This is a genomic window from Collinsella tanakaei (assembly GCF_021531055.1).
GTDB lineage: Bacteria > Actinomycetota > Coriobacteriia > Coriobacteriales > Coriobacteriaceae > Collinsella > Collinsella tanakaei_B.
This window is the reverse complement of sequence record NZ_JADYTL010000005.1, coordinates 1-18773: the sequence shown is the minus strand read 5'-3', so window position 1 is coordinate 18773 and position 18773 is coordinate 1. Positions and strand designations below refer to the sequence as shown.

The 18773-nt window shown below is 64.0% G+C and carries 20 protein-coding genes and 1 rRNA gene; 18 read left to right on the top strand and 3 right to left on the bottom strand.

What is annotated here, in order from left to right; translation table 11 throughout:
* Positions 1-14 precede the first annotated feature (14 nt).
* The 13 genes from rpiB (at position 15) to I6E04_RS05695 (ending at position 10817) form a co-directional block, all read left to right on the top strand.
* Positions 15-452 carry a ribose 5-phosphate isomerase B gene (rpiB, locus tag I6E04_RS05755; RefSeq protein WP_235422246.1) on the top strand — a complete coding sequence of 146 codons (438 nt, stop codon included), beginning with the start codon at positions 15-17 and terminating at the stop codon, positions 450-452.
* Positions 453-535: 83 nt separating this feature from the next.
* A complete protein-coding gene (gene upp / locus I6E04_RS05750; RefSeq protein WP_235422245.1) occupies positions 536-1183 on the top strand; it encodes a uracil phosphoribosyltransferase in 648 nt (215 codons plus the stop codon).
* A gap of 160 nt (positions 1184-1343) precedes the next feature.
* Positions 1344-1643, top strand: a complete 300-nt coding sequence (locus I6E04_RS05745; protein ID WP_235422244.1) for a hypothetical protein — start codon at positions 1344-1346, stop codon at positions 1641-1643.
* Positions 1644-1687: 44 nt separating this feature from the next.
* Entirely contained in the window at positions 1688-2485 is a 798-nt protein-coding gene (gene atpB, locus I6E04_RS05740) for a F0F1 ATP synthase subunit A (RefSeq protein WP_235422243.1), read from the top strand.
* A 94-nt stretch (positions 2486-2579) separates the two neighbouring features.
* Complete coding sequence (locus I6E04_RS05735; protein WP_019127352.1) at positions 2580-2771, top strand: ATP synthase F0 subunit C; 192 nt, start codon at positions 2580-2582, stop codon at positions 2769-2771.
* Between the two features lie 34 nt (positions 2772-2805).
* Positions 2806-3408: a F0F1 ATP synthase subunit B gene (gene atpF / locus I6E04_RS05730; RefSeq protein ID WP_235422242.1), complete on the top strand. Its 603-nt coding sequence runs from the start codon at positions 2806-2808 to the stop codon at positions 3406-3408.
* Positions 3398-3883 carry an ATP synthase F1 subunit delta gene (gene atpH, locus I6E04_RS05725; protein WP_235422241.1) on the top strand — a complete coding sequence of 162 codons (486 nt, stop codon included), beginning with the start codon at positions 3398-3400 and terminating at the stop codon, positions 3881-3883. Before atpF ends, atpH begins: the two co-directional genes overlap by 11 nt.
* Entirely contained in the window at positions 3876-5486 is a 1611-nt protein-coding gene (gene atpA, locus I6E04_RS05720) for a F0F1 ATP synthase subunit alpha (RefSeq protein ID WP_235422240.1), read from the top strand. The genes atpH and atpA overlap by 8 nt, the downstream gene beginning before the upstream one ends.
* 5 nt (positions 5487-5491) lie before the next feature.
* A complete protein-coding gene (atpG, locus tag I6E04_RS05715) occupies positions 5492-6397 on the top strand; it encodes an ATP synthase F1 subunit gamma (RefSeq protein ID WP_235422239.1) in 906 nt (301 codons plus the stop codon).
* A gap of 2 nt (positions 6398-6399) precedes the next feature.
* Positions 6400-7851, top strand: coding sequence for a F0F1 ATP synthase subunit beta (atpD, locus tag I6E04_RS05710; RefSeq protein WP_289615174.1), 1452 nt, complete (start codon positions 6400-6402; stop codon positions 7849-7851).
* A 3-nt stretch (positions 7852-7854) separates the two neighbouring features.
* On the top strand, positions 7855-8259 hold the full coding sequence (gene atpC / locus I6E04_RS05705; RefSeq protein ID WP_328225488.1) for an ATP synthase F1 subunit epsilon: 405 nt from the start codon (positions 7855-7857) through the stop codon (positions 8257-8259).
* Between the two features lie 80 nt (positions 8260-8339).
* Positions 8340-9623: a UDP-N-acetylglucosamine 1-carboxyvinyltransferase gene (murA, locus tag I6E04_RS05700; RefSeq protein WP_235422238.1), complete on the top strand. Its 1284-nt coding sequence runs from the start codon at positions 8340-8342 to the stop codon at positions 9621-9623.
* A 12-nt stretch (positions 9624-9635) separates the two neighbouring features.
* A complete protein-coding gene (locus tag I6E04_RS05695) occupies positions 9636-10817 on the top strand; it encodes an LCP family protein (protein WP_235422237.1) in 1182 nt (393 codons plus the stop codon).
* A 134-nt stretch (positions 10818-10951) separates the two neighbouring features.
* On the opposite strand, the gene pepT is transcribed toward I6E04_RS05695, so the two are convergent.
* Positions 10952-12196: a peptidase T gene (gene pepT, locus I6E04_RS05690; RefSeq protein ID WP_235422236.1), complete on the bottom strand. Its 1245-nt coding sequence runs from the start codon at positions 12194-12196 to the stop codon at positions 10952-10954.
* A gap of 136 nt (positions 12197-12332) precedes the next feature.
* On the opposite strand from pepT, the gene I6E04_RS05685 reads away from it, so the two are divergent.
* On the top strand, positions 12333-12878 hold the full coding sequence (locus I6E04_RS05685; RefSeq protein WP_235422235.1) for a GNAT family N-acetyltransferase: 546 nt from the start codon (positions 12333-12335) through the stop codon (positions 12876-12878).
* Positions 12879-12883: 5 nt separating this feature from the next.
* On the opposite strand, the gene I6E04_RS05680 is transcribed toward I6E04_RS05685, so the two are convergent.
* Both I6E04_RS05680 and I6E04_RS05675 read right to left on the bottom strand, forming a co-directional pair.
* Positions 12884-13261: a HepT-like ribonuclease domain-containing protein gene (locus I6E04_RS05680; protein WP_235422234.1), complete on the bottom strand. Its 378-nt coding sequence runs from the start codon at positions 13259-13261 to the stop codon at positions 12884-12886.
* Entirely contained in the window at positions 13242-13745 is a 504-nt protein-coding gene (locus tag I6E04_RS05675) for a type II toxin-antitoxin system RelB/DinJ family antitoxin (protein WP_235422233.1), read from the bottom strand. The genes I6E04_RS05680 and I6E04_RS05675 overlap by 20 nt, the downstream gene beginning before the upstream one ends.
* A gap of 158 nt (positions 13746-13903) precedes the next feature.
* On the opposite strand from I6E04_RS05675, the gene I6E04_RS05670 reads away from it, so the two are divergent.
* The 4 genes from I6E04_RS05670 (at position 13904) to I6E04_RS05655 (ending at position 18700) form a co-directional block, all read left to right on the top strand.
* On the top strand, positions 13904-14329 hold the full coding sequence (locus I6E04_RS05670) for a metal-dependent transcriptional regulator (protein ID WP_235422232.1): 426 nt from the start codon (positions 13904-13906) through the stop codon (positions 14327-14329).
* Positions 14326-15279 (top strand): homocysteine S-methyltransferase family protein, encoded by a 954-nt coding sequence (locus I6E04_RS05665; protein WP_328225483.1) that lies wholly within the window; start codon positions 14326-14328, stop codon positions 15277-15279. Before I6E04_RS05670 ends, I6E04_RS05665 begins: the two co-directional genes overlap by 4 nt.
* A gap of 101 nt (positions 15280-15380) precedes the next feature.
* Positions 15381-16778 (top strand): phosphoglucomutase/phosphomannomutase family protein, encoded by a 1398-nt coding sequence (locus tag I6E04_RS05660; protein WP_235422230.1) that lies wholly within the window; start codon positions 15381-15383, stop codon positions 16776-16778.
* 415 nt (positions 16779-17193) lie between these two features.
* Positions 17194-18700 (top strand): 16S ribosomal RNA (locus tag I6E04_RS05655).
* Positions 18701-18773: the final 73 nt, after the last annotated feature.

The following is an 18773-nucleotide window of genomic DNA, read 5'->3' as shown; positions in this document are numbered from 1 at the left end:
GAAAGGACCCATATATGCGCGTCGCCATCGCCTCAGACCATGCCGGATTCGAACAGAAGCAGATTCTCGTGGATTACCTTGCGACCGAACTCGGGCTCGATGTCATGGATATGGGGCCCGATTCCGATGACCGTGTGGACTATCCCGACTATGCCGCGTCGGTCGCCCATGCCGTCGCCGACGGCACCGCCGATCGCGGCATCCTCGTGTGCGGCACGGGTATCGGGATGGCGCTCGCTGCCGACAAGGTCGCCGGTATCCGCGCGTCCTCGATCACCACGCCCGAGTTCGCCGACCTGTTCCGTCGCCATAACGACGGCAACGTGTTGTGCCTGTCGGGCCGTTTCGTCGAGCCTGCGGTCAACAAGGAGATCATCCGCGTGTTTTTGGAGACCCCGTTCGAGGGCGGCCGCCACGCCGACCGCGTCGCGAAGGTCATGGCGCTCGACTAGGCTGGATATGCCCGATGCATGGCGCCCGGACCGTCCGCAGAGGGCGTCCGGGCGCTTTTTCGGTTATGAGGAGGTCATACGATATGGCAAAGGAATTCGATAGGGCACGGGTGACGGTGGTCGACCATCCGCTCGTCAAACACAAGCTGTCCATCCTGCGCGACGAGCGCACCGGCACCAAGCAGTTTCGCGACCTGGTGCGCGAGCTCGCACGTCTCGAGTGCTACGAGGCGACGCGCGACCTGCCGGTCGAGCCGGTGCGCATCACGACGCCGCTGTGCGAGATGGATGCCGAGCGCATCGCCGGTCGCAAGCTCGCCGTGATCCCCATCCTGCGCGCCGGTCTGGGCATGGTCGACGGCGTGCTCGACCTGATCCCCGCCGCGCGCGTGGGTCATCTGGGGATGTACCGCGACGAGGTGACCCACGAGCCCCATGAGTACTACGCTAAGCTGCCCGAGGACATCGGACAGCGCGTGTGCCTGGTCGTCGACCCCATGCTGGCGACCGGTGGCTCGGCGGCCGCGGCCCTGCAGTACCTGCGCGCCCAAGGGGCGAACGACATCCGTTTCCTTTGCATCGTCGCCGCGCCCGAAGGGCTCGACGTCGTGCTCCGCGCTGATCCGGATGTCCGCATCTTCGCCTGCTCGGTCGACGAACGGTTGAACGACGATGCGTACATCGTGCCGGGCCTGGGCGATGCGGGCGACCGCATCTTCGGCACACGGTAAGTGCAGGCCCCTGTCGCTATCAGGGGGCTTTTCTTTGGTACGCTTGCATTGTGTCGCTTGTTACATCGGATTGAATTTTCGGATTCGTTGCCTATACTAGTCACACGACGTTCGCGTGCCCACGTTTTCGTGGGTTGCGTGGCGCCCGGGAGGTAGCTCGATGCCAGCATTCGGCCTTGTCCAGCATGGTCCCGCGCTCGCCATCGGTTGTCTTGTGGGCGTGTTCGCCTTCGTCCCGCTGCTGCTGGCGATCGTACCCATGCTGCGCCGCATGTGCGACGCGAGTATGGTCAAGGGCATGCTGGGAGTCGGTGCCTCGTTCGTCATCCTGTTCGTGGGTGTCGTCGTGGTGCACCTGCTGTCACCCGGGGCGCTGGTCGCGTTCGTCGCGGGCGAACTGGTCGGCTTCTTCGTATGCTGGATCGGTGTCGCCATCGCGGTTATCGCGAAAACGGATTAAGTCGTTGGCACCGGCGTCGCCGGCGACCGTAGGAAGGTGGAACCTTGGACGCGTTTTCCAAGCTGCCCGAAGAGATCAACCATCTGGTCTCGGAGTTCTCCTCGATGCCCGTCGTGGGTGGTCTGGGAGCCGGACTCACGCAGTATTCGGTGTGGCTGCTCGTCGCCGCGATCGTGTTCGCGGCGATCATGCTCGTCTTCATCAAGCGCCAGACGCTCGTCCCCCGCGGCGTGTTCGTCAACGGCGTCGAATATCTGATCGAGTACGTCCAGGACGATGTCGCCAAGGGCGTGGTGGGCACCGAGTGGCGCCGCCACTTCCCGTTTTTGGCGACGATCTTCCTGTTCATCCTCGTCAACAACTTCATCGGCCTCATCCCCGGCTGCAAGCCCGGCACGGGCGCGATCGGCTGCACCGCGGCGCTCGCGCTCGTCACGTTCATCTACTTCGTGTACTTCGGGTGCAAGAAGCACGGTGTGATCGGGTACATCAAGAGCCTGGCTCCGGCGGGCGTGATGTTCCCCATGAACGTGTTCGTGTGGGTCATCGAGGTCTTCTCGCTGCTGCTGCGTCCCATCACGCTGGCCATCCGTCTGTTCTGCAACATGTTCGCCGGCCACATCGTCATGGGCTCGTTCTCGATCATGGCGACGCTGTTCGCCGAGCCGCTGCTCGAGCACTTCAGCGCCATGAACGCCCTCGGGGCGCTGCCGAGTCTGGCGTGGCTCGCCATCCTGCTCATCATCTACGCGGTCGAGCTCATCGTCGCGTTCGTCCAGGCATATGTCTTCACGGTCCTCGCCGCGGTCTACATCCAGATCGCCGAGGCCGAGGGCCACTGATCGGCGATCTGTTCCGTTGACTCGGGTCGGGTTTCCCGGCCCTGTCGAATATAAGGGTATCCTGCGCCACAAGGCGCACGACAAAGGAGGAATTGTGGGAGTTATCGGTTACGGTCTCGGTGTTATCGGTGCCGGCTTGGCCATCGGCCTCGCCGCGTTCGGCGCCACGAGCGCTATGGCTCGCCAGCCCGAGGTCCAGGGTCGCGCGTTCACCGTCTTCATCCTGGCGTCCGCGTTCACCGAGGCGCTCGGCCTCATCGGCTTCGTCGTCACGCTGATCTCCTAATTGCTCGCGCATCGTGTCGAGTAAGGAGCGGAACATGAAGTTACTCAATCGTGCTGCCGGAGCAGCCGTGCCCGTCGCGTGCGCGCTGATGGCCACTCCCGTGCCGGCGTTCGCCGAGGGGTCCGCGGGTGGCCCGGCCATCCTCATCCCCAACATGGCGGAGTTCATCCCGGCGCTCATCGCCTTCCTCATCATCTGGGTCGTGCTGGCCAAGGTGGCTTGGCCCAAGGTCCTGACGATGATGGACGAGCGCAGCCGCCGGATTGCCGACAGCCTCGAGGAGGCGGAGCGCACCAAGCAGAAGGCCATCGACGACCGCCATGCGTCCGACGAGCTCGTCGCCGACGCGCGCCGTCAGGCCGCCGAGATCGTGCTCGCGGCCCGTCAGGACGCCGAGCACGAGCGTGCCCGCATCATCGCCGCGGCGCATACCGAGGCGGAGGAGATCATCTCCAAGGCCCGCGCCAACGCCGAGGACGAGCGCCGCTCGCTGTACGCCGAGGCCGCCGGCACCATCGCCGACCTCTCGGTGTCCGTCGCGTCCAAGATCGTCGAGAAGACCCTGGACGAGGACGGCGAGCAGCGTCGCCTCATCGAGCGTTACATCAAAGAGGTAGGTAGCCTGAATGCCGACTAGCCGTAGGGAGAGCAGGATCCTCGAGACCTACGCTCGCTCGCTGTTGGAGGCGGCGAAGGCAGAGGGCCACGTGTTCTCAGATCTTGATGCGCTCGACGTCTTGTCGAACGCGAGCCCCGAGGTCCTGGCGGTCGTCAAGACCATGGTCGAGCGCGACCAGCTCGACCTGCTGCCGCAGGTGGCAGAGACCTATCGTGCCATGACCGAGGACGACGCGGACGTCGTGGGCGTGACCGTCACGACCGCCGTCGAGCTCGACGACGAGCTTCGCGCGCAGATCACGAAGATGTGCGAGGAGCAGTTCGGCCGCCGCGTGTCCCTCATCGAGAAGGTCGATCCGTCCATCATCGGCGGTATCGTGCTCGAGGCGCGCGGTCAGCGTCGCGATGTCTCGGTCAAGACCCAGCTGCGCGCCGCGCGCAAGACGCTCGGTGGCGTCCAGCTATTCCAAGGAGGTGAGGCCAGCAATGGCTGAGATCATTACCGCCCAGACCATCGCCCAGGCCCTCGCGGAGAAACTCGATTCGCTGAACGCGGTCGTCGACACGCAGGAAGTCTCCCTCGTCGATGAGGTGGGAGACGGTATCGCGCGCGTGTCCGGCCTGCGCAGCGCCATGGCCGGCGAGCTGCTCGAGTTCAAGAGCAGCGAGACCGGTGAGACGGTCTTCGGACTCGCCCAGAACCTCGAGCGTGACGAGGTCGGTGCCGTTCTGTTCGGCAACGTCTCGGTCATCAAGGAGGGCGACGAGTGCCGCACGACCGGTCACATCATGGATATCCCGGTCGGCCGCGCCATGCTCGGCCGCGTCGTGAACCCGCTCGGCGAGCCCATCGACGGCCTCGGCGAGATCCACACGACCCACTATCGTCCCATCGAGTTCAAGGCCCCTGGCGTCATCGACCGCACGCCCGTGTGCGAGCCCGTGCAGACCGGCCTGCTCGCCATCGACTCGATGATCCCGGTCGGTCGCGGCCAGCGTGAGCTGATCATCGGCGACCGTAAGACCGGCAAGACCGCCATCGCCATCGACGCGATCATCAACCAGCGCGGCAAGGATATGGTCTGCATCTACGTCGCGATCGGCCAGAAGGCGTCCACGGTCGCCAACATCCGCGCGACGCTCGAGGAGCACCGTGCCCTCGACTACACGGTCATCGTGTCCGCCACCGCCGCCGAGTCCGCGCCGATGCAGTACATCGCGCCCATGGCCGGCGCCGCGATCGGCGAGTTCTTCATGTACAACGGCGCCGACGGAAAGCCGGCGAGCGCCGAGAATCCCGGCGGCCACGTCCTGATCATCTACGACGATCTGTCCAAGCAGGCCGTCGCGTATCGTCAGATGTCGCTGACGCTTCGTCGTCCGCCCGGACGCGAGGCGTATCCCGGTGACATCTTCTACCTGCACTCCCGCCTGCTCGAGCGTGCCTGCAAGCTCTCCGAGGCCAACGGCTACGGCTCCATGACGGCGCTGCCGCTCATCGAGACCCAGGACGGCGACGTGTCGGCCTACATCCCGACGAACGTCATCTCCATCACCGATGGCCAGATCTACCTGCAAAGCGACCTGTTTTTCCAGGGTCAGCGTCCCGCCGTCGACGTCGGTATCTCCGTGTCGCGCGTGGGTGGCGCCGCCCAGATCAAGTCCATGAAGCAGGTTGCCGGCAACCTGCGTCTGGACCTCGCATCCTACCAGGAACTTTCCGGCTTCGCCCAGTTCGGAAGCGACCTGGACGCCGCGACCCAGAAGCAGCTGACGCATGGCTCGCGCATGACCGAGCTGCTCAAGCAGTCCCGCTTCAAGCCCTTCGACGTCGCCGAGCAGGTCGTCGCCCTGTTCGCGGGCAACAAGGGCTTCATCGACGATCTGCCCATCTCGCAGGTGCTCGAGTTCCGCGACGGCCTGATCCAGTACATGAACAACAGCTACGGCAGGCTTTTGGACCGCGTTCGCACCGAGAAGATCGAGGGCGATCTCGATCGAAAGCTCACGCAGGCGATCGCCGACTACAAGTCCGAGTTCGCAAGCAACCACGCCACCCAGGCCGCGACGCCTGAGGGCGAAACCGAGGAGAACTAAGCTCCATGGCCAACCTTCGCGAGATAAAAAAGCGAATCACTTCGGTCACGAGCACGAAGCAGATCACGCGCACGATGGAGATGGTCTCGACGGCGAAGATCCGTCGAGCCCTCGATCGCGCGTACGGCGCGGAACCCTACAAGAAGGCCCTGACCGACGTCATGCTGACGGTCGCCCAGGACACCGATGCGGCGGGCGACGCCCCGCTGCTGCGCACCCACGATAGGGAGGAGCGCGTCCTCGTCGTGGCGATCGCGTCCGATCGCGGTCTCGCCGGAGGCTTTAACGTTCTGGTTGAGCGCACAACCGACAAGATCGCGGCGGCGTGCGCCCGCTCCGGCATCGCGTGCGAGATCATCACCTGCGGCCGCAAGGTGAGCGATTACTTCGCGCAGAACCCCGATCGGGTCATGCACTTCGAGGGGTCGTCCGCCGATCCGACGCTGCAGCAGGCCCGCATGATCTCGAGCTACATCTGCGACGGGTACGCCCAGGGGCACCTGGACCGCGTCGAGCTCGTCTACCATCATGCGCGCAACCGCGTCGACCAGGAGCTGCGCGTGGAGCGCCTGCTTCCGCTCGATGCCGAGGCCGTCGCGCTCGCGCGCGGTCCGCGCCGCAACGAGAGCGATGCGCCCGAGCGCGTCTCCTCGTCGTTCAGCTTCGTGCCCTCCGCCTCCCATGTGCTGGGCGGCCTCGTGCCCTCGTACGTCCTGACCGTCATCCATCAGGCGCTTATCGATTCCGCCGCTTCCGAGCAGGGTGCCCGCCGCAAGGCGATGCATTCCGCGACCGAGAACGCGACGGCGATCGTGGCGACGCTGAACCGTACCTACAACCGTGTTCGCCAGGCTTCCATCACCACCGAGATCAACGAGATCGTGGGCGGAGCCTCTGCATTGGAGGAGTAGCAATGGCAACGAGCACCGATATGAACGACATCAAGGATGCCGTTACCCACCATACCGCGGGCGAAGGGCGTATCGTCCGCATCGTCGGTCCCGTCGTCGACGTCAAGTTCGACGGCCAGGTCCCGGCGATCTACAACGCCCTGACCGTCGAGGCCGAGACGCCCATGGGACACGTGAGCACCGTCCTCGAGGTCGAAAGCCAGCTGCCCGGCGGCGTGGTCCGCACGGTCGCCATGACCTCCACCGACGGTCTGACGCGCGGCATCCCCGCCGTCGACACCGGTGAGCCCATGCAGATGCCCGTCGGCCCAGGAACGCTCGGCCGCATCTGGAACGTGCTGGGCAAGCCGGTCGACGGCAAGCCCATGCCCGAGATCGAGGAGTACTACCCCATCCACCACGCGGCTCCGCATTTCGACGAGCTCACGACCAAGACCGAGATCTTCGAGACCGGCATCAAGGCGGTCGACCTGCTCGAGCCCTATATCCGCGGTGGCAAGACGGGTCTGTTCGGCGGCGCCGGCGTCGGCAAGACGGTCCTCATCCAGGAGCTCATCAACAACCTTGCGCAGGAGCATAACGGCACCTCGGTCTTCACGGGTGTCGGCGAGCGCACGCGTGAGGGTACCGACCTCTACCTCGAGATGAGCGAGTCGGGCGTCATCGACAAGACCTGCTTGGTCTACGGCCAGATGAACGAGCCGCCCGGAGCGCGTCTGCGCATCGGCCTGGCCGGCCTCACCACGGCCGAGTACTTCCGCGATCGCGGCCAGGACGTCCTGTTGTTCATCGACAACATCTTCCGCTTCTCCCAGGCGGGCTCCGAGGTCTCGGCCCTGCTCGGCCGCATGCCCTCGGCGGTTGGCTACCAGCCCACGCTGGCTACCGAGATGGGCGACCTGCAGGAGCGCATCACCTCCACCAAGACCGGTTCGATCACCTCCGTGCAGGCCGTCTACGTGCCTGCCGACGACCTGACCGACCCGGCACCCGCCACGACGTTCACGCACCTCGACGCGCAGACGGTCCTGTCGCGCTCCATCGCGGCGCTCGGCCTGTATCCTGCCATCGACCCGCTCGCGTCCTCGTCCGACGCCCTCGATCCCTCCATCGTGGGCGAGGAGCACTACCGCGTCGCCGTCAAGGTCCAGGAGATCTTGCAGGAGTACTCCGACCTACAGGACATCATCGCGATCCTCGGTATGGACGAGCTGTCCGAGGAGCAGCGCCTTACGGTCGACCGTGCGCGCAAGCTGCAGCAGTTCCTGTCCCAGTCCTTCCACGTGGCCGAGAAGTTCACCGGCAACCCCGGCGTGTACCTCCACATCGAGGATACCGTCCGCTCGTTTGCCGCCATCGTCGACGGCGAGTGCGACGATCTGCCCGAGCAGGCGTTCCGCTATGCGGGCACCATCGACGACGTGCGCGAGCGCGCCGCGAAGATGGAGGCGTAGCACATGGCCATGCAGCTGCGGATCGTGTGTCCCGAGCACAGTGAGTACGAGGGCGAGGCGGCCTTCGTCGCCCTTCCCTCGACCGACGGCGAGTTGGGTGTCGCCGCGCGTCACGCAAGCGAGATCTGCACGCTCGGCGCCGGTTACGTCCGCGTGTGCGATGTCGCGATGGGGACGGTCGACCACCGGTTCGCGGTGAGCGGCGGATATGCCCAGATCGCCGACGACGAGGTCATCATCTTGGCCGAGCGCGCCCGCGACATGGCCTCCGTCGATGCCGACCAGGTGACCGAGAAGATGCGAGGTTTTGAAGACCAGTTGAGCGTTTTGTCGGAGAACGATGCACGCCGTGCGTACCTCTATAATGAAATCGCATGGTGTAAACTGTTGCTCGACGTGCACGCCTAGCGGCGCGTCCGATACAGTTCAGGGGTTTCATCATGCCCGGGGCGCGTCCCCGGGCATATTCATATCGAAAGGGACCGCGCTTGGATATCATACGCGTCGAAGGTGGACATGAGCTGAACGGCAGCGTCCACGTATCCGGAGCCAAGAACTCAGCGCTCAAGTTGATGGCGGCGACGCTTCTGGCGCCGGGCGTCACCACGCTGGAGAACGTGCCGAACATCTCGGACGTCCACGTGATGGGAAAGGTGCTCAAGCGCATGGGCGCCACCATCGAGGTGGTCGATGAGCACAGCCTCGCCATCGACACCTCCGCGGTCGATTCGTGGGAGGCTCCCTACGACCTCGTTGCCAAGATGCGTGCATCCACTGCGGTCATGGGTCCGCTGCTCGGCCGCTTCGGCAAGGCGAAGATCGCCATGCCCGGCGGCTGCAACCTGGGTGCCCGCAAGATCGATATGCACATCCTCGGCCTTGAGGCCCTAGGCGTCCATTTCGACACCGACCATGGCTATATCCATGCCGATGCTTCCGACGGCCTTGTCGGCACGACGGTGACGCTCGAGTTCGCCAGCGTCGGCGCGACCGAGAACCTGATCATGGCCGCCGTGCGCGCCCGCGGCACCACCGTCATCGACAATGCGGCCCGCGAGCCCGAGATCGTCGATCTGGCGAACATGCTCAACGAGATGGGCGCCAAGATCTCCGGCGCGGGTACCCCCGTCGTCCAGATCGAGGGCGTCGACGAGCTGCACCCGGTGACGCATCGCGTGATCGGCGACCGCATCGAGGCAGGAACCTTCATCGTCGCCGGCGCGCTCATGGCGGGCGACGAAGGCATCGACGTCGTGGGCTTCAACTCCAGCCATCTGGGTATGGTGCTCAAGAAGTTCGAGCTCATGGGTATCGATATCGAGCGGATCGTGGGCGGCGTGCGCGTGAGGCGTGCGGAGCGCATCAGGCCGGTGGACATCCAGACCTTGCCGTTCCCGGGTTTCCCCACCGACATGCAGGCGCAGACGATGGTGCTGTCCGCGCTCGCCGACGGCAGCTCCGTCATCACCGAGAACATCTTCGAGAACCGCTTCATGTTCGCGTCCGAGCTCGTGCGCATGGGCGCCGATATCCGTATCGAGAGCCACCACGCCATGATCCATGGCGTGAAGGGCTTCTCCGGTGCGCAGGTCGTCTCTCCCGATCTGCGCGGCGGCGCCGCGCTGGTGGTCGCCGGCCTGATCGCCGACGGGTATACCGAGGTTTCCGCGATTCATCATATCGACCGCGGATACGAGCACTTCGTTTCCAAGCTCGTGGGTCTCGGCGCGTGCGTCGAGCGCGCGACCCGTCCGGATTCGATCGACGATTAAGCAGGTACCCTTATGAGGAATAAACCCGTACAGGACGCGCGTCACTCGAACGCCTCAGCCAGTCGCGTCTACAGCCGCGACAACGTGGCGCGGTATTCCGAGCGCGCCCATCAGCGTCAGCGCGGCAAGCGCATCCGCCGCGTCGTGCTCGTGACGCTGCTCGGACTGATCGCGTGCGTCGGCACCGCCGCCGGTCTGTGGTTCAACCGCGTCGTCGGCAACCTGAACAACGCTTCGATCATCACGGATAACCTGCTCGCGACGCTCGTCGATACCAACGTGACGCGCGAGCCGTTCTACATGCTGCTGCTCGGTACCGACGGACGCCCCGGTGAGGAGACGTATCGTGCCGACTCGATCATCTTGGCGCGCGTCGACCCCACCGAGAAGAAGGTCGCCCTCATCTCGATTCCCCGTGACACCAAGATCGATTACAACGGATCCACCATGAAGATCAATGCGGCACATTCCTACGGCGGCGCCGAGGGTATGGTCGAGGCCGTCAACCAGTTATGCGGCGTGGAGATATCGCATTATGCCGAGATCAACTTCGAGGGCATGAAGTCGCTGATCGATGCCGTGGGCGGTATCGACATCAACGCCACCGACGGTGTCGACGATCCCGAGCACCTCGAGATCACCATCGAACCCGGTTGGCAGCACATGGACGGCGCGACGGCGCTCACCTACGCCCGCGCCCGCTACCAGTACGCCGACGGTGACTACACGCGCATGCGCCACCAGCGCCAGGTGCTCTCCGCGCTCGCGGACAAGCTGCTGAATGAGATGGACGTCACGAACATCATGGGCATTATCGAATCGCTGTCCAACATGGTCGTGACCGATCTGTCGCCGCAGGATATCGTGTCGCTCGTCACCGCGATGCGCGGCATGGATACCGACGAGATCTGGTCCGCCAACCTGCCTTCGTGGGCCGGCGAGGACACCTACATCGACGGTCAGAGCTACGTGTTCGTGCACGAGGCCGAGCTTGCCGCGATGATGGAGCGTGTCGATGCGGGCGAGGATCCGCAGGGCCCGCAGACGATGGGCACCGGCGGCGAGGGCCAGGGCGCCACGACCGGCGATCTTGCCAACAACAGCTCGGATGATTGGGCGTACGGCATGGCGACGACCGGTTCCAGCGAGGAGGCCGGTACCGAGAGCGAAGAGGTCCCGACCGAGACCGAGTAGCTCGCACGAAGCGCCGACGGGGCTGCAGCGATGTTCGCTCGTCCCCCTGGCTAATCGCGTGAAAAGAAGCGCGGGGCACCGTCCGTCGACGGTGCCCCGCGCTTGCGTTACCGGTGATGTCGCCGCGCGCGGTCTTACGCGAAGGAGCGGACGAGCTGCTCCAGGACATCGACCATCGTCACGAGCGACGAGACCGGGATGAACTCGTTGACACCGTGGCAGCAGTACGCCCCGGTCGAGAGGTTGGGGCACGGCAGGCCGCGGAACGAAAGCTGCGCGCCATCGGTGCCGCCGCGGATGGGGATGACGTTCGGCTCGACGCCGGCAGCGGAAAATGCGGATTTCGCGATATCGATCAGCTGCGGATAATCGGCGACGATCTCGGCCATGTTGCGATACTCGTGCTTGATCTCGAGCGACACGCGCGGCTCGTCCTGCTGGGCGTTGATAAAGTCGCAGGCTCGCTGCATGAGGTCGAGCTTGGCCTGGAACTTGGTGGCGTCATGGTCGCGGACGATATAGCGCGCCGTCGCGTGGGTCACGGTGCCCGAGACGCTGCACAGGTGGATAAAGCCCTCGTAGCCCTCGGTGTGCTCGGGCCGCTCGACCGCGGGCAGCAGCTCATGGAACGCCACGAAGAGGTTCGAGGCGTTGACCATGCGGTTCTTGGCGTCGCCGGGATGGATGGAGAACCCGTCGAAGCGCACGACGGCCTCGGCCGCGTTGAAGCACTCCCATTCGAGCTCGCCGATGGGGCCGCCGTCGACCGTGTAGGCGTACGTGCAGCCGAACGCGGGGATGTCGAGCAACTCGGCGCCGTGGCCGATCTCCTCGTCGGGGCAGAAGCAGACGCCGATGCCGGGGTGGGGGATCGAGGGGTCCTGCAGCAGGCGGTATGCGAGCGCCATGATCTCGGCGACGCCCGCCTTATCGTCGGCGCCGAGCAGCGTGGTACCATCGGTGCAGATCAGATCTTCGCCCACGAGGTCGTTCAGATCGGCGATCTTGTCGGGGGAGATGGAGATCGGCTCGCCATCGACGACGCCGCAGACAAGATCTCCGCCTTCGTAGGTGACGATATGGGGCTTGACGTTCGCGCCGGGGGCGGCTTCGGTGGTATCGAGGTGGGCGATCAGGCCGAGCTTCGGAGCCTCCTCGGAGCCAGTACTCGCGGGGATATGGGCGGTGACGTAGGCATGCTCGCTGACCTCGACATCGTGTGCGCCCATGGCGCGCAGCTCATCGGCCAGGAGGTTCGCCAGATCGAACTGGCACGGGGTGGAGGGCACGTGGTCGCTGTGCTCGTCGCTCGACTCGGTGTTGACGGCGACGTACCTCAGAAATCGGGATAGGACGTCGGGTTCGTTCGATTCGGACATGATTGCTCCTTTGAAGATCGTCGCCGATATGAAATCCGCCTACAGCGTAGCACGCGACAAGATGGTGCCAGGTACAAACTTGTCGGCTACGATTGCATGTGTGAAGTCACCGTGCAGATACCGATGGAGCTTGGAGATGCTGGAAACCGATCGCTTGCTGTTGCGCTCTTGGCGCGAAGACGATGCCGATGCCCTATTTGAGCTTGCGCGCGACCCGAGGGTCGGTCCGGCGGCGGGCTGGCCTCCCCATCGCAGTGTGGAGGAGAGCGCCGGGATCATTCGCAATGTCTTGATGATGCCCGATAGCTTTGCCATCGTCGAACGGACCACGGGGGCGCTTGTGGGAGCCGTCGCCCTTAAACACGAGGACACTTCGGAGATGGCGGGTATCGATGAGGCGGAACTCGGTTACTGGATCGGCGCAGCGCACTGGGGCCTTGGCTATGCCACGGAGGCTGCGCGGGCCGTGGTGGCATACGGCTTTGATGAGCTCGGGCTTATCTCGATCTGGGCGGGATACTATGAGGGCAACGAGCGCTCGCGCCGCGTGCAGGAGAAGCTCGGCTTTGTGTTCCAATATCGAGTCGAACGCGAGGTGGAGCTGCTGGGTGAACGTCGCGTCGAATACTGCCAACGCCTTCTGTCACGACAAGATGGTGCCAGGTACAAACTTGTCGGTTAGGGCTGCTACAGCTTCAAGCCACGGTCGGCGGCGTATCGCCTGCAAAACGCTTCGAGCTTTGGGAAATCTTCCGTCACGGCACTCCAGGCGATCGAGCGGTCGAGTCTGCCGTAGTCGTGCGCAAATATGTTCCTCATGCCGTGGATGGCTTTCCAAGGTATATCCGAATATGTCCTTTTTGCTTGGTTGGACATATTGCCCGCTTCTTCTGCGACGCGAAAGACGCACATAAAGATGCCGTCGGCGTTCATGCGTCCTTGTGCGGACTCGTCGGATACGAAAGCGGATTTCGTCAGGTTGAGCTCGCGGATCCTCTCTCGAGTTTCCCATATGACGCGATACATTTCAGTTACGCGTGCGTCGTCACTGCTCCTGGCGCTCATATAGAACCATTCCCTCGCGTTCAACGGTGTGAGCGAATTCGTCGTCACCCAAGTCTGCCTTCGATACGATGTCGATGTTTTTCCCCGTGCGCTCGCGCACCGCTTCCGAGAACGCAGCGAGATCGAGAAGGGTAAGCCCATCGTCGTCGTATACGATGCGCAGGTCTATGTCGCTTTCCGGGGATGCTTCGCCACGCGCGTACGATCCGAAGAGCACGACGGCGGAAATGCCGACGTGCCGTCTAGCTTCTTCGGCGACGATATCCTTAATGGTGGAAACGGCCAAGATCGACCGTGGAATCGCCCCTTGCGTACGCTGGCTGTCGGATAAACCGATGGTAAAGGGAATGCGACCTTCGCGGAGCGTCTGTTTGGCAAAGAGGGTGATGGCGGTAGAGACGCTCATGCCGATTTCGTTGCAGAATGCTGCAAACTGTTTTTTGGTTTCGCTGTCCATGCGGACGCTCAAGATCGATTGTGCCATGGCCGATCCTTAGAAAGATGTATGACATTGTACAGCATACAGCTATACATATAAGAATGCCAGTAGGCGACCAGATAGCCCGTCGCCTTGCGGGACGCCGCCCATAAGCCGGCGATGCGCTACACTGGGACGCGATACGCAACGGAGAGGACGACCCTATGGATACCACCGATATTTCCCGCGAGCTTCACCTGACGGTTGCGAACGAAGACTATCTGGAGTGCATCGTCCGGCTCGAGGACGAGGGCGTGCAGGGCGAGGGCGTGCGCTCGGTCGATATCGCCCAGCAGCTCAATGTTTCGAAGGCTTCGGTCAACAAGGCGGTCACGGTCCTCAAGGAGCAGGGATTGGTCGAGCAATCGCACTACGGCAAGGTCATCCTGACGGAGCCCGGCCGCGCGCTCGGTCAGGCGGTGTGGTATCGCCATCGGTTGATTCGGACGTTTTTGACCCAGGAGCTCGGTGTCGAGTTCGATCGGGCGGATGCCGAGGCCTGCATGATGGAGCACGCGCTATCCGAGGACACCATGGAGCGCTGGCTTGCGTATCTGGAGCAGCAGGGTATCTCGGTCGGTGACAAGTGAGCACCCCTCCTGACGCTGCACGCTTCTCGGTGCTTGACTCGCTCGATGCCGGGCGATACGACCGGATCGGGGCTTCTTGGCTGACCGACCGGCTCGGCCGCTTCCCACTCCTCATGCAGGGGCCTATGGGGAGTGCCCTGATGCAGTATGCGGGATGCGAGGATGTTCCCGCGGCGTACTGGAATATCGCCGAGCCGCAGGAGGTCATCCGGCTGCACAGCCTCTATCGCGCCGTCGGTGCCGACATCATGCTCACCAATACCTTCCAGGCGAGTGCGCCCGCGCTCGCGCGTGACGGCATCGGTGCGTCCATGGAGGATGTGAACCGTTCGGCCGTCGCGTGCGCCAGGCGCGCAGGAACTCCGTGCGTTATCGGCTCGATGGGGCCGTGCGGCCTGTCGTGGGAGGAACCCGAAACATCCGAGTTCCGCGCGGTACGCGCGGCATATCGGGAGCAGGCGCACGCCCTACTCGATGCGGGAACCCACGGCATCCTGCTGGAGACATTCACGTCGCTGCATGATCTGCAACCCGCCTTGACGGGCGTGATGGATGTCGCATCCGGCATGCCGGTACTCGTCAGCTTCGCGGTGGATGATGAATGCCGCCTGCTGGGCGATGGTGCCGAGCTGTCGCGCGCGTGCAAGGAGGCGAGCGGCTATGGCGTGGCGAGCGTCGGGGTGAATTGCTGTTCCCTTGCCGCCGCCGATGCCGCGGTGCCGCTGATGGCGCGGGCGGTCGATCTGCCTATTTCGGTGAGGCCGAATGCGGGCGCGCCGCATAGGGATGACGAGGGTGCGCTCGTCTGGGAGGACCTCACCGATCGATTCGCGGACGCATGCGCCCGCTGGTGCGACGATGGAGCGAGTATCGTTGGCGGATGCTGCGGGACCGACGTGCAGGTCGCATGCGTGCTTTCCGGCTGCCTCGAGGAGCGCTCACCACAATAAAGACACCCTCGACACCCATGTGACTGCATGGAGTCGAGCGGGGTATATAAAAAGTTCGCATGGCGTCACACACGAAGCGAAGCACGGGAGCGATGCAGTTCATGAGTGACATGATTCGATTTGGAACCGATGGCTGGCGGGCGCGTCGAAACGCCGAGTTCACGGAGGAAAACGTCATCCGCGTCGCGGATGCCGCCGGCGCTCTGTGGGCGCAAAGCGATCCCGGGGCGATCGTATATGTCGGATATGACACGCGTGAGGGTGCCGATCGATTCGCGCGCCTCGCCGCCCGCGTCGTCGCGGGCCACGGCTTGGTCGTCCGCCTATCCGACCGATACGTGCCCACGCCGGCGGTTTCATGGGCGATCGCCAACGATTCGCGTGCATGCGGCGGTCTGATCGTGACGGGATCGCATCATCCGGAGGACTATTTGGGCGTCAAGTTCCGCGTTTCGGACGGAGGCGCCGGATCGTCCGAATTCGCCGCCGAGGTCGAGCGTGCCATCGACCCCGATCCGACGGACGCACGCGGACCGATCGAGGAGAAGGACATCGTCACCCCGTACCTCGATGCACTCGTGGCGATGGTGGATGCCGACGCCATCGCGCAGGCTGGCCTGCATGTCGTCTACGATCCGATGTACGGTGCGGGGCGTGGCTACGTGCCGGCGATTCTGCGAAGGCTCGGCGTTCAGGTCGACGAGATCCATGGGGTCGACGACGAAGGGGTTCGGGATATGCGTCCGGAGCCCATCGAGCCTTGGGTGGACGATTGCGAGCAGGCGGTTATCGCCTGCGGCGCCCGCGCGGGGTTGATCAACGACGGTGATGCCGATCGGGTCGGAGCCGTCGACGAGCGGGGACGGTTCGTGAACGGGCATAAGCTGTTCTCCTTGATCTTGGGTCATCTCGTCAAGAACCATGGAAAGAGCGGCCGTGTCGTGATGGGGCTGGCGTCGTCGGTCCTCACGCGTCGTGTGGCGCGTGCGCTCGATTGCCGCTATGTGATCAAACCCGTCGGCTTTAGATATATATATGAAGAGATGAGAAAGGGCGGCGTCCTGATGGGCGGCGAGGAGACGGGTGGCTTTGGAATCCCCGAGCATTTCCCGGAACGCGACGGCCTGTTGATGGTCCTGCTGCTGTGCGAACTTATGGCCATGACGGGCAAGACGCTCGGGGAGCTGGTCGAGGAACTGGAGCGTGCATTCGGCGCGACGAGCTATGCTCGGCGCGATCTTCGTCTGCAAAACGAGAGCATCGAGGTGCTGCGCACGATGTTGCCGGGAATCAACCCCAAATACATCGCAGGGCGAAAGCCGGTGCGCGTAAGCCATATGGACGGCCTGCGGTTCGAATTCGAGGACGAATCCTGGTTGCTGCTGCGACCCAGCGGTACCGAGCCGGTCGTCCGCGTATACGCGGAGGCGGCAACCGTCGAACAACGCGATGAGCTGCTCGATGCCGGAAGCGATGTAGCAAGGGGCGAGCTGTCTTAAGAAACGGGTTCGGCAAACGGTAGCTACGGCGCGGCAGGCGTTTGAAAACACAACATATAGTGCAACTAATCGTGAAGTTGCACGCAAATGTGAAGACTCCGTGGAGGCCCGGATTCCCGCCCCCGGCGGCCCCGGCGTCTGGCAATATATCTCCTTGCCGCGCGGCGCCGCCGCGCAGGCGGGCACCTTGAGAACCGGATACTGCGAGGATATGCAAGGGAAGACGAGCACCCATCGAGGTGCGATCGTGTACCAAGCAGATGAGCGAATGAGTGAGGTCTGGCTTGAGCGCCAGGCCCCGCGATTCCACATCACTTTCCAGTACGAACGAACGCGAATCAGATGGATCCGATCGGCGTCACGCCGGCCGGACGGGCACTGCGACCGATCAGACCCGCTCCCGCGGGTCTTCAATTGGACGGAGAGTTCGATCCTGGCTCAGGATGAACGCTGGCGGCGCGCCTAACACATGCAAGTCGAACGGCACCCACCTCCGGGTGGAAGCGAGTGGCGAACGGCTGAGTAACACGTGGAGAACCCGCCCCCCTCTCGGGGATAGCCGCCGGAAACGGCGGGTAACACCCGATGACCCCGCAGCGAGGCATCTCGCCGCGGGCAAAACCCAGGTGGAGGGGGATGGCTCCGCGGCCCATCAGGTAGACGGCGGGGTGACGGCCCACCGTGCCGACAACGGGTAGCCGGGTTGAGAGACCGACCGGCCAGATTGGGACTGAGACACGGCCCAGACTCCTACGGGAGGCAGCAGTGGGGAATCTTGCGCAATGGGGGAAACCCTGACGCAGCGACGCCGCGTGCGGGATGGAGGCCTTCGGGTCGTAAACCGCTTTCAGCAGGGACGAGTCAAGACGGTACCTGCAGAAGAAGCCCCGGCTAACTACGTGCCAGCAGCCGCGGTAATACGTAGGGGGCGAGCGTTATCCGGATTCATTGGGCGTAAAGCGCGCGTAGGCGGCCGCGCAGGCGGGGGGTCAAATCCCGGGGCTCAACCCCGGGCCGCCCCCCGAACCGCGCGGCTTGGGTCCGGCAGGGGAGGGTGGAATGCCCGGTGTAGCGGTGGAATGCGCAGATATCGGGCAGAACACCGGTGGCGAAGGCGGCCCTCTGGGCCGAGACCGACGCTGAGGCGCGAAAGCTGGGGGAGCGAACAGGATTAGATACCCTGGTAGTCCCAGCCGTAAACGATGGACGCTAGGTGTGGGGGGACGATCCCTCCGTGCCGCAGCCAACGCATTAAGCGTCCCGCCTGGGGAGTACGGCCGCAAGGCTAAAACTCAAAGGAATTGACGGGGGCCCGCACAAGCAGCGGAGCATGTGGCTTAATTCGAAGCAACGCGAAGAACCTTACCTGCGCTTGACATGCGCCTGAAGCGGGGGAGACCCCGTGGCCGAGAGGAGGGCGCACAGGTGGTGCATGGCTGTCGTCAGCTCGTGTCGTGAGATGTTGGGTTAAGTCCCGCAACGAGCGCAACCCCCGCCGCGTGTTGCCATCGGGTGATGCCGGGAACCCACGCGGGACCGCCGCCGTCAAGGCGGAGGAGGGCGGGGACGACGTCAAGTCATCATGCCCCTTATGCGCAGGGCTGCACACGTGCTACAATGGCCGGTACAGCGGGATGCCAGGCGGCGACGCCGAGCGGATCCCTGAAAGCCGGCCCCAGTTCGGATTGGGGGCTGCAACCCGCCCCCATGAAGTCGGAGTTGCTAGTAATCGCGGATCAGCATGCCGCGGTGAATGCGTTCCCGGGCCTTGTACACACCGCCCGTCACACCACCCGAGTCGTCTGCACCCGAAGCCGCCGGCCCAACCTTTCTGGGGGGAGGCGTCGAAGGTGTGGAGGGTGAGGGGGGTGAAGTCGTAACAAGGTAGCCGTACGGGAACGTGCGGCTGGATCACCTCCTTTCTAGGGAGAACAGGCTTCCTTGGGAAGAAAGACAGTGAATATCTCACATTGCTACGGCGCAGGTGTGCCCGCC